We start from the raw sequence: 14731 nt of genomic DNA, 5'->3' as shown, positions 1-14731 counted from the left end.
GGTTAACCCCTCACTTTTTCTTTTTCTTCGGTTTTTTCTTCACTGATTTATAGAAAGGTTTCTTCCCTTTCTTGCCCTTTTGACCTTTTTTACCAAAGTCAGGCTTATCTGCCCCTTTTTTTCTACTGTCATTACGGCGACTGGTTTGTTTGTTCTTTTTGTTATGCTTTGGTATATCGATCGTTTCAGTTAAGGGCTCAGCTGATAACAATTCAAAATCAATCTCTCTTGTGTCAACATCTGCTTTTGTTAATTTGATATGGACTTTTTGACCGATTTTATAAACCTTACCAGTTCTTTCACCAACTAAAGCCATGTGACTTTCAATAAAGTGATAGTAATCATCTTTAAGTTGATTAACGTGAACCAAACCTTCAATCGTATTTGGCAACTCGATAAACAAACCAAATTTAGTGATTGAAGTAATAATACCATCAAACTCTTCATCTACTTTGTCTTGCATAAACTCAGTTTTCTTCAGTTTATCTGTTTCACGTTCAGCCTCAACTGCTCGTCTCTCCATTTTAGAACTGTGGTCTGCAATATCAGGAATGGCTTCTTCCCATTTTTGTTTGACTTTATCTGTAATTTTACCTTTTTCATAATCTTTAATCAATCGGTGAACCAATAAGTCAGGATATCGTCTGATTGGCGACGTAAAATGAGTGTAATCATCTGCGGCTAACCCATAATGTCCCACTGGATCTTCAGAATATTTTGCTTGTTGCATACTGCGAAGTAGCATCATACTCACAACCGGTTCTTCTGGTCGGTCACTAACTTGATCTAATACTCGTTGCAATTCTTTTGGAGACACAGCATCTTTTTTTCCTTTAACCATGATACCAAAGTTTGTCATAAACTCTAAAAAGCGTTGCACTTTCTCTTCTTTTGGATGTTCATGGATTCGGTAAATAAATGGTAGCTGTCTGTCTGTATAAGTTTTTGCTACAGTTTCATTTGCAGCTAGCATAAATGACTCGATTAAACGCTCGGCAGCTTTTCGCTTACGAAGTTTAATATCAATTGGGTGTCCGTCACTATCCACCACAATATATGCTTCTCTATCTTCAAAAGAAATCGCGCCACGATTAGCACGCTTGCTCTCAAGAATCTCATGTAACTCATTCATCAGATGAAACATCGGAACAAGTTCACTGTATTGTTTGATTGTCTCATCGTTTGTTCCTTCAATGATATCATTGACTTCATCATACGTCATACGTGCATTCGAATGAATCACTGTTTCAAAAATATCATGTGATACCACATCTCCATCTGGTGTGATTTCCATCTCACAAGCCATTGCCAAGCGGTCTACATCAGGATTCAACGAACAAATACCATTTGATAATTTTCTTGGTAACATTGGAATCACGCGGTCTGTTAAATACACACTCGTTGCTCGGTCACTTGCTTCTGCATCAAGTGGACTATTTTCTGTCACATAGTGAGACACATCAGCAATGTAGACACCCAAGAAGAAATTGCCATTATCTAATTTTTCCACTCGAACGGCATCATCTAAGTCTTTTGCCTCTGCCCCATCAATCGTCACAACGACTTCATCTCTTAAATCAACTCGATGAAGTAAGTCACTTTCAAGAACCTCATCAGGTAATTCTTCTGCTTGTTTTAACGTTGCTTCATCAAATTCTGTAGGAATACCTAATTGCAATACAATCGATAAAATATCCATCCCCGGATCATTTTTATGTCCAATGACTTGTTTAACTAATCCTTCAAAACTATTTGTATAACCAGCTTCAGGATAATGTGTCACCTCAACAGCCACAACACTTCCATCTTCAGGTTTAATACCTTCTGCCGCAACAAAGACTTTATAGCGACTTAATTTCTTATCTTTTGGCGTTACGACACCATACAGGCCAGTTTCTTGTTGCTCACTTTCTGTAAACAACGTAAAAATACCGACAATTTGGCTCATACCTCGCTCGATAATTTTAACTACTTTTCCTTCTGATGCTTGGTCTTCCAATGGATTACCTGCTTTTAATATCTCGATTTCAACTTTATCTCCTTCAAGAGCATAACCAGTCTCATCTCGACTAATAAAGACATCTGTATCCTCGCCATCAACCGTCACAAAGCCAAATCCTCGTTCATTCGAACGAAACACGCCTTCAAGAACCGTTTCTTTTGTGACTAATTTTATTTTTCCTTTTTGATTAAAGGTAACAAGTTGTTCTCTTTCCATTTGTGCAATAGCTTGAACTAACTCTTTAAAGTCATTACTTTTTTGTAACCCTAGCATCTCTGCTAATTGTTCAACTGAAAATGACTTTTTTTTACTAGATGTCATCGCATCTATAATGGTTTCTTTTAATGTTTTTCTCATACTTCCTCCTATTCCCACGATAATTTATGGATAAACTGCACCACATCTTTTTCAAACTGAATTTTATCATGGCTCACTGTGATGACATGTGTACTGTTTGGGTACCAATGAACATCGACAAATGCTTTCTCCATAATTACTGCAGCATCATAAACACCTTTTGCTCTGACCATCTCATCTTTAGCCGATTGAGCAAGAAAAATGTTTTTCTCTATTCTAGGTAATCCCTCACATACTGATTGTACGGTTAGACTGATATCTTTAAGTTGGATATCAAGAGGGTCTTTTATACTATCCAATTTTTTTGTCTTTTCTTCTAAAGAAAGATTTAATTTATCATAACGATACTCACAATACTTTAAAAAATTCGGGTAAATATTGGTTGCATCACTAGGGTCTAGCGGAGAAGAAAACGTTCCCCCTCCAACAAACGTGTCAGGATAGGTCTCGATTAATTTCATCGCAAACAAACCTCCCATAGACAGACCAAAAACGGCAATTTTTTCATGACCCTCTTCTTTTAAAAACTCAACAGCTCGTTTAGCATCTTCCCACCACACATTTGCGGTTTGATCTAATATATCCATCGGCTCCATTGTGCCATGCCCTGTAAACATGGGACAATATACTGAAAAGCCTTCTCTCTCAACTCTTCTAGCTAATGCTCTCACGTCATTTGAACTTCCTGTATAAGCATGAAATAACAACACAGCCTTATGACTTACCTTTGAATAAAATGGTTCTACTTTCATTGTTTAACTCCTCCCAAACACATCTACCAAATCATTATAACAATAAAAAAATCTCCTGTCATAACAGGAGATACACTGACATTATTTTGATGACAAATACGCAAGTGCAATAGCCACTGCCACCCATGCGAATCCTAATACTGTTGTCGCACGTTTCATAAACGCTTCGAACCCACGTGCTTTTGTTTTTCCAAATAATTCACTAGCACCACCTGAAAACGCACTAGCAGCACTATTTTGCTTACTTGGTTGCATCATCACAGCGATAATAATTAAAATGGATAACACTAACATTAGGGTTAATAAGAATTGATACATATTAACTCTCCTTCTCTTGAACTATAATCATCTGTTCAATTTTATCATACCTTTTTCAATATTACTAGTCTGAATAAAGTACATTGTCTAGTGTTATTTCATTTTACCGCCGACTGCATAGTCACCTTTTTTCATATCAGAAATCACGATATGAACGTTTTCCGTCTTCGCTCCTGTGTTTTTCACAATTGCTTCGGTCACGTCTTTCACTAACGCTTCTTTTTGTTCTGCTGTTCTACCTTCAAGTAATTCAATATGAACTAATGGCATATCTCAACACTCCTTGTTTTTTCTTTTATTATACCAAAGATCATGTTAAACATCTAAGATTCCATAAAAACAATATTGTTTCACAAAACCTTGATAAAGGAACTATTCTCTGAATAAATTCACTAAATAGGTCAATCTAATAGATTTTCATCAGTCATCTGTTTATACTCAACCTGATTAATTTTGAAGGAGAGACAAAATGAAAAAAACGTTATTATATTTATCAGTAGCATGTTTGGTTATATTAGGTGGGTGTAAAAATGACACAAAAAAAAATCCAACTAAAAAAGTAGCATCAGACGAATTAGTTGTTGCGACATCAGGTACACTATTTCCAAGTTCATACTACAATGACAAAAATGAGTTAACCGGTTATGACGTGGAAGTAACAAAAGAAATCGGTAAAAGACTAAACAAAAAAGTGACCTTTAAAGAATTTAACGTCGATGGCATGTTATCGGCTGTTCAAACACATAAAGCAGACATCGCCGCAAATGACTTTTCAATCAATAAAAAACGTGAAGAGAAATTTAGTTTATCTGAACCAATCAAATATTCTTTTGGTAGTATGGTCGTTAGAAAAGAAGATAATTCAGGTATTTCCTCTTTAGATGATGTAAAAGGTAAAAAAGCAGCAGGCGAAGCTTCTACTACCTATATGAAAGTAGCCGAATCATTAGGTGCCACCCTAGTAAATTATGACAACGCAACAAATGATCAATACATGACTGACTTAGTCAAGGGACGCACAGATGTTATCTTAAATGACTATTACTTACAAAAAATGGCTGTTGCTGCTCTACCAGATATGCCTGTTAAAATATTAGAAGATGTCTATTTCAACCCATCATCTTCAGGTCTTGTCATTAATAAAGATAACCAAGAATTAAAAAAAGAAATTGATTCAGCTATCACAGACATGAAAAAAGATGGAACCTTAACAAAAATTGCTACTTCTTTTTATGGAGAAGATATTTCTAAAAAGCCAACTGTTAAGATATCAAAAACAATTGAGGTTGAGTAAACATGATAATTGATACAACGTTAATGATTGAGTCAATTCCTTTTGTATTAAAAGGATTGCCCTATACTTTGTTGATTAGTGTCGCATCATTTTTACTAGGTTCTGTTTTAGCCAGTTTGATTTACCTGTTAAGATTGTTAAACAATGGTCTCATCAACGCTATTTTAATCGTCTACTCTTCATTTTTTAGAGGAATTCCGGCGATTGTCTTGCTCTTTGCTCTTTATTTTGGTTTACCTATGCAAATTAATCCCGTCCTAGCGAGTATTCTCTGTTTTGGACTCACAAGTAGTGCTTTTTTATCTGAAATATTTAAAAGTTCGATGCATAGTGTGAATCATGGACAATGGGAAGCCTCACGAGCACTCGGTATGAAAAACACGTTAATCGTCAAAGACATCATCATGCCACAAGCTATTCGAATTGCCATTGCTCCTATGAGTAACGTTGCCATAGATTTAGTTAAAGGCTCATCTCTTGCAGCCATGATTACCGTAACAGATATTTTCCAACAAGCTAAAATTATTGGTGGGAGAGAATTTAACTTCCTATCCATGTACTTTTTAGTTGCTTGTATCTACTGGATTTTATGTATTTTGATTGAAAAAATCCAATACAGTCTAGAAAAAAGATTTCCAATACTATCATAAAAAAAGAAACACGTTTATTCTGATTATCTATCAAAATAAACGTGTTTTCTATTAATTTTCTGTTGGCTGAGTCACTACTAAAATATCTTCTTTAGCAGACACTTCTTTTTTATCTAAAGCTTCAACACTACTGAAGGCATTTGTGTTTGTCACAATCATCATGACTGTTGAGTCATAACCTTTTTCTTTCAATACTTCTAAATCAACCGTTCCTAGTAAATCACCTTTTTTGACGATGTCACCAGTTGTTTTTTCAGTCGTAAATCCTTCACCATTTAATTGAACTGTATCAATTCCAATGTGGATTAGAACTTCTGCGTGTTTGTCCGACATAATACCATAAGCATGTTTAGAGTCGTACACAACCGTTAGTTCACCATCAACAGGCGAGTAGACTTTACCATCTGTTGGTAAAATCGCAATTCCTTTACCCATCAATTCTTGTGAGAATACTGGGTCATTCACATCTTTCAATTGAACCACTTCACCAGTGATAGGTGCTTCTATTACATCATCTTGTACTGATTCAACTACTTCTTCAGGGTCTTCGTTGATTTCAACTGCTACATTATCAGATGTTTGTGTCGGTGTTGCTTCTGCAAGTAAATGACTATTTTTCTTACCATATAGATAAGTCGTGATAAATGCTACTACAACACTGATGACAATCCCAATCAAGTAATAAGGAATTGATTTTGGTGCGATCGAGATAAACCCAATCACACTAGCTGGCCCCATAGCCACTGCTAATACGTGGAAAAATCCAATAAAAGTGGTTGCCACACCTGAAGCAATCATCGCACAGATAAACGGAAATTTAAGTTTTAAGTTAACCCCAAAAATAGCCGGCTCTGTGATACCTAATAGAGCTGAAATACTTGCTGATGTTGCTAAACTTTTTTGTTTTTCATTTTTTGTTAAGAACATAATCGCTAATGCTGCCCCACCTTGAGCAACGTTCGCCATAGAAGCAACTGGGAAAATAAAAGATCCGCCCGTTTTCGCTACATCAGCTAACAGAGTTGTCTCGATAGCTGGGAAACTTTGATGCAACCCAGTGATAACAATTGGAGAGTAAAATAGTCCGAAAACACCTAATCCAATAGCTCCAGTTGTGTCATACAACCAAACTAAAGAATCTGTTAGTCCATCAGAAAATCCTCTCATAACAGGTCCAACAAAAGTAAATGTCAAAAATCCTGTGATAATCAATGCTAACATCGGTGTAAATGTAAAGTCAAAGGCATTTGAGATATGTTTATGGAAGAATTTCTCTAACGTCGCTAAAATCCATGAAACTGCTAAAACTGGTAATACAGAACCTTGATATCCGGCTTGAGCCACATCCATACCAAAAATATGCCAATAGTTCATCGTGCCATCTGCAATCGCATTTGCCACACCATAACCATTTACCAAGTCTGGCATAACCATTGCCATACCTATTGCTGCCCCTAGATAAGGGTTCCCACCAAATCGTTTTGTGGCAGAAAAACCAACAAGGATTGGTAAGAATGCAAATGGTGCTGACGCTAATAAATTAATAATTCCAGCATAATCTTCTAAAACAGGATACATTTGGACAACAGATTGTGCACCAAATAAGTTTTCCGCTGTTAAGACATTGTTTAAAGCCATTAACAAACCGCCCGCAACTAACGCTGGAACGATTGGCACAAAAATGTCAGATAAAACTTTGATAAACGTCATAACAGGATTCTGTTTTTTATCTGATACAGCTTCTTCCTTCACATCAGACGTTGACACTTCTTTCACATTTGTGATTGCAACAAGTTCTTTGTAAACCTTGTCTACATCTCCTGCGCCAATAATAATTTGAAACTGGCCATTAACCTCAAATGTCCCTTTGACTGCGTCAATATTATCAAGAGCCACCTGATTAACTTTCCCAGAATCTTTTAACACTAACCTCAAACGTGTGGCACAATGAGCTGCAGCTTGTAAATTACCTTTTCCTAAGGCATCACTAATCTCTTGTGCGACTTTTTTGTAATCCATCGTTTCTCCTCCTACAAAAATGTTTATGCTTGAAATCGCTTTTCTTGATAAAATTATGGCATCTTTCCTTATAAATGTCAAACGTTTATCAAAATATTTTTATTATCATTTAAAACCTTCTATGTAACAGGATCCATAAAATTGTTATACGTTTGACAATACTTAACAAATACCTTACTATTTATGTATCGAACACGCTTACCGGGAGGATAATTATGGCATTAAAAAAAGAATGGACAACACCTGAAAGATATCGTCATTACAATGATTGGGAGACAGAATACATCGATGAACTAGTTGATACAGTCACAAACTCTCCCTGGAGATTAGGGTTTCATGTACAACCAAAAACCGGACTATTAAATGATCCAAACGGCTTTTCTTATTTCAATGGAAAATGGCAACTATTTTATCAAGCTTACCCAATTGGCCCTGTTCACGGGGTAAAATCTTGGGCTCACTTAACATCAACAAACTTACTTAATTGGGAATATCAAGGGTTAGCCTTACAACCTGATATGGCTTTTGATAGTCATGGTGTCTACTCAGGCTCAGCTCTTCCTGTTAATGACAAACTTTTACTTGCTTATACAGGAAATGTTAGAGATGAAAATTGGGGCCGTCATTCTTATCAATTAGGTGCCTATCTTTCAAAAGATAACTCTATCGAAAAATTTGATAGACCTTTAATTTCTGAACCACCAAAAGGCTACACTCACGAGTTTAGAGACCCACAAATCATTCCGTTTCATGATGAATACTTATTAGTTATTGGTGGTCAAACAAAAGACAAAGAAGGAAAAGCTCTGACTTATTCAAGTCATGATTTAAAACACTGGACACTAAATGGTGAGTTACACTTTACTGAGAAATCAATGGGATTCATGGTGGAATGCCCAAATCTTGTTTTTTCAAATGACAAAGCGCTCTTAATTTTTTGTCCGCAAGGGTTAGATAAATCAGTTTGTCATTACGACAATATCTACCCAAATATGTATGTCATTGGTGATGAGTACAATCTTGAGAATAATGTCATCACAAACCCTTCTGCTTTAAAAAATCTGGATGAAGGTTTTGATGTGTATGCCACACAAGCATTCAACGCACCAGATGGACGTGCTTTGGCTATTAGTTGGGTTGGCTTACCTGAAATTGAGTATCCGACTGATGATTTTGGTTGGGCTCATTGTCTCAGTTTAGTCAAAGAATTAACGATAAGAGAAAATGTTCTTTATCAACAACCTGCACAAGAATACAAAGAACTTAGAACCACTCAAACTGACTTTACAGAAATCAAATCAATAAATTACGAGGCAAAATCAGCTCGTTACGAATTAGTGATTGATTTTAATGAATCAACGAAAGGGTTAGTCACACTAATGTCTGATAAAGATGGCGCTACTGGATTGACTATTTCCTTTGATACAACTTGTGGTAAAATGATTATCGACCGAAGTAGCGTAGGGGAATCATTTGCAAGTGAATACGGCTTTAAAAGAGAGTTTTCGATTAGTAAAAAACCGCTAACATTACAAGTTTTTGTAGACGAATCTCTTGTCGAAGTCTTTGTAAATGATGGCGAACAGGTAGCTACAGCTCGTGTGTTTCCTAAAGCAGACAACACTTATATTCATGTGGACTCTGATAGCCAAATTGACGCTACTTGCTATAACCTACGTCAAACAAATCAATAAAGGAAGATAACATGACATGGCAATCAAATTAACTGATGTGGCAGAAAAAGCTGGTGTTTCACCAACCACTGTATCACGTGTAATCAATAATTATGGTTCACTGAGCCAAAAAACAATTGATAAAGTCAATCAAGCGATGAAAGAGTTAAACTATCAACCAAACAGCTTAGCTAGATCACTCCAAGGAAAAAGCACTCAACTAATTGGGTTAATTTTTCCAACGGTATCCAATCCGTTTTACGGTGAATTGATTGATAAAGTCGAGTCAAAATTATTTGAACGAGGATATAAATGCATCATTTGTGATAGTGCCAACAATAAAGAAAAAGAACGAAACTATATCAATATGTTATCGGCAAATAAAGTTGATGGTATTATTGCCGGAGCACATAATTTAGGAATTGCTGAATATGAAAATATCGAGTTACCTATCGTGTCTTTTGACCGACATTTGGCTGACGGGATTCCAATTGTTGGGAGTGATAATTTTCAAGGTGGCTATCTTGCAACAGAGACTCTATTTCTAAAAGGGGCAAGAAATATTGCTATTTTAACGGGATCTCAACGCTCAAACTCACCAACTAATAGACGACTGAATGGGTATCTTTCGTTCATGGAAGAACATCAATTAACACCTAAAGTATTTAAGTTTGACCAAAGCTATCAGTCAGCTGCCTTAAAAAACATCGAAATCAAACGAATTTTAGAAAACGAAGACATTGATGGATTGTTTTGCACGGATGATTTAACAGCGATCTTAGTTTACAACCAGTGTCAACAACTAGGTATTTCGATTCCTGAAGATATGAAATTGATTGGCTATGATGGAACAAAGTTTATCAGAACTTACTTCCCTCAACTAACCACTCTCGCGCAACCAATGACTGATTATGCCGATATCTTAATTGACTTGTTAATGCAACGAATTGATGACGTAGAGAAAAAGTTAGAAGACCATTATTTTTTACCAGTTACTTTTGTACAAGGACAAACAGTTTAAAAAAGCATGTAGAAAAATCTCTACATGCTTTTTGCTTGTCTATAAATCATTTAGTACAACATAATACATTTTTAATGGGCCATGAAGACCAACCACTAATTGCATTTCAATATCTCCAGAGTTTGAAGGACCTGAAATAAAATGAATGGCAGAACCTACTGATTCACCTTTTTCAATTTTTTCAGAAAAATAATTAGCTGCTTGTGTCGAGCGAGCCACAATACTGCTCTTTTTAATCAACGAGATATAATGTGTTGGTAAAAAGTGTAGCGAACGTCCTTGACCTGGTGTTGTTTCTACCACAATTGAGCCAGATTCCGCTAGCATAAAATCAGCATTAGCAATCACGACATTGGCTTCTTCTGCTTTTTTTATGTTACTATCACGAAACTCTTCTCCCTCATCCCAATAAGAAATATCAGAGCTATATTCTGTTTCTAGAAAATCTAATAACTCTTTAGAAAAACGATCATCTTTAGGTAATAAAATATTTCCATTTCCTGATTGTTCAATCAATTTTTTCAATGTATTATGTAACTCACTTGATGGAATATCTAACAACTCAGTATGAATATCTTTGACTTTTTCTTTACAAATGCCAAGTAGTTCGTCTACATTCTTATCTGCTAAGTGTGTTTGTGGCAAATCATTTATTGGAATGTATGGATGATCTGCAACATTTAAAGGTGTTGTGCCGAGTTTTTCATGTAGGCTAGCTAAAAATTTATCACGGTTATGAATATTAGTCATTGTCTGCACCTGCCTTATGATCTTTAAACCATTTTCTAAAGCTATCTTTGTATTTTGGTGGTCTTGGTAAATCTCTGACATCTGTCCAACCTTTTACTAATCCAGGCCCTTTATTAATAAAGCCTCCAAACTGGTACATATTTGTAACAGAAGTTGGCGATTTTTTACTTAATACACCCATTCCATCATGTGCCATATGAATCGCTGAATTAAATAAAAATGGTGAGGCAGTTCCACTACCAATGACTTTCATTTGGAAATCTTCAAATCCGTGTTTCATTTTCAAATCATCTGTCATCACCTTACGATGCTCGATTAATAATTCATGTAGTGGAATCTTAACAGGACATGTTTCTGTACAAGCACCACACAAACTTGATGCGTAAGGCAACTCTCCAAACTGTTTGTATCCACCCAGCACTGGAGATAAGACAGCACCAATTGGTCCTGGATAAATAGACCCATAACCATGCCCACCAATATGACGATATACAGGACACACGTTCAAACATGAACCACAACGAATGCATTGTAGGACTGGTTGGAAAGCTGTTCCTAAAGCGTTGGAACGACCATTATCCACGATAATCACGTGGAAGTCTTCAGGTCCATCTGATTCATCTGCTCGTTTTTGTCCAGCAAACGTCACATAAGTTGTTAAACTTTGACCAACCGCACTTCTAGCCAGTAAGTTATCCAACACTTCGGCTTCTTTCATCGTTGGGACAATCCGTTCCATTCCCATTAAGACAATTTGTGTTTTTGGAATACTAATCGTCAAATCAGCATTTCCTTCATTTGTGTCTAAGTTAATCATACCACTATCGGCAATCGCAAAGTTACAACCCGTAATCCCCACTTCTGCTTCAAGGAAAAATTTTCTCATGACTTCACGGGCACATCTAGCTAGATTAACCGGATCATTATCTCCTTTGTAGCCAAGTTTTTTCTCAAAAACCGCACGAATTTGTTCTCTATTTTTATGAATACTTGGAAACACAATATGTGATGGTTCATCCCAATCATCCATTTGCAAAATAAATTCTGCTAAGTCAGTTTCCATCACACTTACACCATCAAGTGTTAGAAGCATAGGATCAACATCGACTTCTGTTGTAACCATTGATTTTGATTTAACAATTTTTTTTGCTTTTTTCTCTAAGACGATTTGTTTGACATACTCATTCGCTTCTTCTGCTGTTTGAGCAAAATAAACATGTCCACCTTGTTTGGCGACATTGTCACTAAATTGTTCTAGGTAATCGGGTAAGTATGCAATGGTATGTTGTCTGATACTCTCACCTAACTCACGCCACTCTTGCCAATTACCTAACTTATCACGAGCACCTTCACGTTTTACCCATTGCTCGTCTTGCGCTTTAGCCACAGCTTGTTGCATAAACACATCTTTTTTACTATCTTCCAATCGCTCTTTAAATGGTTTTGTACTTGTTGTTAATCCCATTAGTTTGCCACCTCGCTAGATAATTGAATTCGACTAGTATCGACATTTGAATTTAATACTTCTGCGATGTGCATGATTTTAATCGGATTACCATCTCGGTTAAACTTACCACCGATATTCATTAAGCAACCCATATCGGCACTGATTAAAGTATCTGCTCCCGTATTAATAACGTCATTCATTTTTTCTGTGACCATCTGCTCAGAAATCTCTGGCATTTTCACTGAGAATGTTCCACCAAAACCACAACAATTTTCAATATGGCCTAATGGAATCATTTCTAACCCTGCCACATTATCCAATAATACAAACGGTGCTTCTCTTTCTCCTAACAGACGTGTCATGTGACAAGAACGATGATAGGTTGCTTTTCCTTCATAACAAGCACCTACATCTGTTAGTCCTAATACTCGGTAAATAAATTGACTAAATTCGTATGTTTTCTCTGCTAGTTCAACTGCCTTAGGATAATACACCTCATCATCCTTCAACAACTCAGGATACTCACGTAACATACCCACGCAAGATCCTGCTCCACCTACTACGTAATCTGAGTTTTCAAATGCTTCTAATTGATTAATGAGTGTTGCTTTACTCTTCTTTTCATAACCACTATTAAACGTTGGTTGACCACAGCAAATTTGTTTTTCTGGAAAATCTACCTCACATCCTAATCGTTCTAGTACCTCTACCATGGCTATTCCAACATTTGGAAACATTAAATCGACGACACAGCTAGTAAATATGCTTACTCTCATTCTGATTCCTCCAAGCAACAACTTGTTTTTTAATACAACCTTATTTTACCACTTTCAAACAAATTCAAACAATTTTTTACTGTTTTTATAAATAATTTATTAATTTAACTACTCCTAATTGTATTTAATAAACAAAAATATAGATTAAACTAAATATAAACATCATAAAAAAATCTAAATAAACACATTTTTTCTATATAAATAAATTAATAAATATAATATATACTTTAAAACTTATATAAGTAAAATAAATATGGGATTTTATGTTTTATGCATAAAAAGAAACAATGAAAGTTAAATAACATATATCACACAATATAGAACATTGATGACAAATCGCAAAACAATTCATTTAACCAAAACATAACCAAAAAAGTTATATTATTGACAAAACAAATAAAACATAAGACAATAAATTCATAGAAATGGGGAATAGATGATGAAAAACTTTGATTTTCATGCACCAACAAATATATTATTTGGAAAAGATCAAATTCAGCAATTACCGAAAGTATTAAACCAATATGGAAAAACTGTTCTACTAGCTTACGGTGGGGGAAGTATCAAACGTAGTGGGTTATACGATAAAATTTACGAATTAATCGGTGAAGAGACAACAATAGTCGAACTTAGCGGTATTGAGCCAAATCCAAGACTAGACACTGTCATAAAAGGAGTTAAACTATGTAAAGAGCATCAAGTTGATGTAATTTTAGCAGTTGGTGGTGGATCAACTATTGATTGTTCTAAAGCTGTTGCAGCGGGTGTCTTTCATGAAGGAAACCCTTGGGATTTTATCACAGACAAGGCTGTTACCATTGAAAAAGCTTTGCCTATAGTGACAATATTAACGATTGCCGCGACAGGTTCAGAAATGAACGGGGGAGCAGTTATCACAAATGAAGAAACCAAAGAAAAATTAGGCTTCCATAGTCGTTTAGTGATTCCAAAGGTGTCTATTTTAGACCCAACTTATACATTCTCAGTGCCTACTTATCAAACAATGGCTGGCTCAGCAGATATTTTTTCTCATTTAATTGAAAATTATTTTAATCAAACGCTAGATACAATGGTTCAAGATGGCATTGCAGAAGGGTTAATGAGAACTGTATTACACTACACGCCTACCGCTCTTAAAGAACCAACAAATTATGAAGCTCGTGCTAACTTAATGTGGGCAAGCTCTCTTGCTCTTAACGGTTTGACAGGAAACGGAAAATTTGGAGTATGGTCATGTCACCCAATGGAACATGAGTTAAGTGCTTACTATGACATCACTCATGGTATTGGCTTGGCTATCTTAACACCAAGATGGATGGAACATGTCCTAAATGATGATACTGTTGAACGATTTGCTTTATATGGTCATCGTGTCTTTGATTTAGAAGTAAATGATGACTTGTACATCACAGCTAAAGAAGCTATTAAACTTACGTATGACACTTTTGTTGATTGGGGTGTGCCAATGACATTGCCAGAAGTGGGGATTGATGAGTCTCTCTTAGAAGAAATGGCTGAACAAGCAGTGCATCACTCTAACATTAGCACGAAAGCATACGTTCCTTTGAGTGTAGAGGATGTCCTAAAAATATATACAAACTCCCTTGTGCCAATGATTTTTGGCTCTTTGTCAACTACTGTTGGTAAGAGTTAAAACGTTAGAATTTAGGAT

General features: G+C 35.8%; 13 protein-coding genes. 5 read left to right on the top strand and 8 right to left on the bottom strand.

Translation table 11 applies throughout. The annotated features are described in order from the left end of the window. Positions 1 to 10: 10 nt before the first annotated feature. The 4 genes from rnr to DW196_RS08285 form a co-directional block, all read right to left on the bottom strand. A complete protein-coding gene (gene rnr, locus DW196_RS08300; protein ID WP_118250927.1) occupies positions 11 to 2359 on the bottom strand; it encodes a ribonuclease R in 2349 nt (782 codons plus the stop codon). A gap of 8 nt (positions 2360 to 2367) precedes the next feature. Beyond that, positions 2368 to 3111 carry a carboxylesterase gene (locus tag DW196_RS08295; protein WP_118250926.1) on the bottom strand — a complete coding sequence of 248 codons (744 nt, stop codon included), beginning with the start codon at positions 3109 to 3111 and terminating at the stop codon, positions 2368 to 2370. 81 nt (positions 3112 to 3192) lie between these two features. Then, on the bottom strand, positions 3193 to 3429 hold the full coding sequence (gene secG / locus DW196_RS08290) for a preprotein translocase subunit SecG (protein WP_071456690.1): 237 nt from the start codon (positions 3427 to 3429) through the stop codon (positions 3193 to 3195). Positions 3430 to 3522: 93 nt separating this feature from the next. Then, positions 3523 to 3699 (bottom strand): 2-hydroxymuconate tautomerase, encoded by a 177-nt coding sequence (locus DW196_RS08285; protein ID WP_079345035.1) that lies wholly within the window; start codon positions 3697 to 3699, stop codon positions 3523 to 3525. A 199-nt stretch (positions 3700 to 3898) separates the two neighbouring features. Between DW196_RS08285 and DW196_RS08280 the strand changes: the two genes are divergently transcribed. Further along, positions 3899 to 4723, top strand: coding sequence for a transporter substrate-binding domain-containing protein (locus tag DW196_RS08280; RefSeq protein WP_118250925.1), 825 nt, complete (start codon positions 3899 to 3901; stop codon positions 4721 to 4723). 2 nt (positions 4724 to 4725) lie between these two features. Continuing rightward, positions 4726 to 5373, top strand: a complete 648-nt coding sequence (locus tag DW196_RS08275) for an amino acid ABC transporter permease (RefSeq protein ID WP_071456687.1) — start codon at positions 4726 to 4728, stop codon at positions 5371 to 5373. A 51-nt stretch (positions 5374 to 5424) separates the two neighbouring features. Here DW196_RS08275 and DW196_RS08270 read toward each other — a convergent pair whose 3' ends face one another. Next, positions 5425 to 7392 carry a sucrose-specific PTS transporter subunit IIBC gene (locus tag DW196_RS08270; RefSeq protein ID WP_071456686.1) on the bottom strand — a complete coding sequence of 656 codons (1968 nt, stop codon included), beginning with the start codon at positions 7390 to 7392 and terminating at the stop codon, positions 5425 to 5427. A 215-nt stretch (positions 7393 to 7607) separates the two neighbouring features. On the opposite strand from DW196_RS08270, the gene DW196_RS08265 reads away from it, so the two are divergent. Together DW196_RS08265 and DW196_RS08260 are read left to right on the top strand one after the other, a co-directional pair. After that, positions 7608 to 9086, top strand: a complete 1479-nt coding sequence (locus tag DW196_RS08265) for a sucrose-6-phosphate hydrolase (protein ID WP_118250924.1) — start codon at positions 7608 to 7610, stop codon at positions 9084 to 9086. Between the two features lie 16 nt (positions 9087 to 9102). Beyond that, the gene (locus DW196_RS08260) at positions 9103 to 10086 is read left to right on the top strand and encodes a LacI family DNA-binding transcriptional regulator (protein ID WP_118250923.1); all 984 of its coding nucleotides are present in this window, start codon (positions 9103 to 9105) and stop codon (positions 10084 to 10086) included. Positions 10087 to 10125: 39 nt separating this feature from the next. Here the strand turns inward: DW196_RS08260 and DW196_RS08255 are convergent, their stop codons facing one another. From DW196_RS08255 to DW196_RS08245, 3 genes are read right to left on the bottom strand one after another with little or no spacing between them, the layout of a single operon-like run. Continuing rightward, positions 10126 to 10836, bottom strand: a complete 711-nt coding sequence (locus tag DW196_RS08255) for a lactate utilization protein C (protein WP_118250922.1) — start codon at positions 10834 to 10836, stop codon at positions 10126 to 10128. Continuing rightward, positions 10829 to 12301: a LutB/LldF family L-lactate oxidation iron-sulfur protein gene (locus tag DW196_RS08250; RefSeq protein WP_118250921.1), complete on the bottom strand. Its 1473-nt coding sequence runs from the start codon at positions 12299 to 12301 to the stop codon at positions 10829 to 10831. Before DW196_RS08250 ends, DW196_RS08255 begins: the two co-directional genes overlap by 8 nt. Then, positions 12301 to 13059, bottom strand: coding sequence for a (Fe-S)-binding protein (locus DW196_RS08245; RefSeq protein ID WP_071456681.1), 759 nt, complete (start codon positions 13057 to 13059; stop codon positions 12301 to 12303). Before DW196_RS08245 ends, DW196_RS08250 begins: the two co-directional genes overlap by 1 nt. A gap of 439 nt (positions 13060 to 13498) precedes the next feature. On the opposite strand from DW196_RS08245, the gene DW196_RS08240 reads away from it, so the two are divergent. Beyond that, positions 13499 to 14713 carry an iron-containing alcohol dehydrogenase gene (locus DW196_RS08240; protein WP_118250920.1) on the top strand — a complete coding sequence of 405 codons (1215 nt, stop codon included), beginning with the start codon at positions 13499 to 13501 and terminating at the stop codon, positions 14711 to 14713. The last annotated feature ends 18 nt before the right edge of the window (positions 14714 to 14731 follow it).

Source organism: Vagococcus sp. AM17-17, from assembly GCF_003471765.1.
Taxonomy (GTDB): domain Bacteria; phylum Bacillota; class Bacilli; order Lactobacillales; family Vagococcaceae; genus Vagococcus; species Vagococcus teuberi.
The sequence above is the reverse complement of the archived record's forward strand: the minus strand, read 5'-3'. Positions and strand labels throughout refer to the sequence as shown.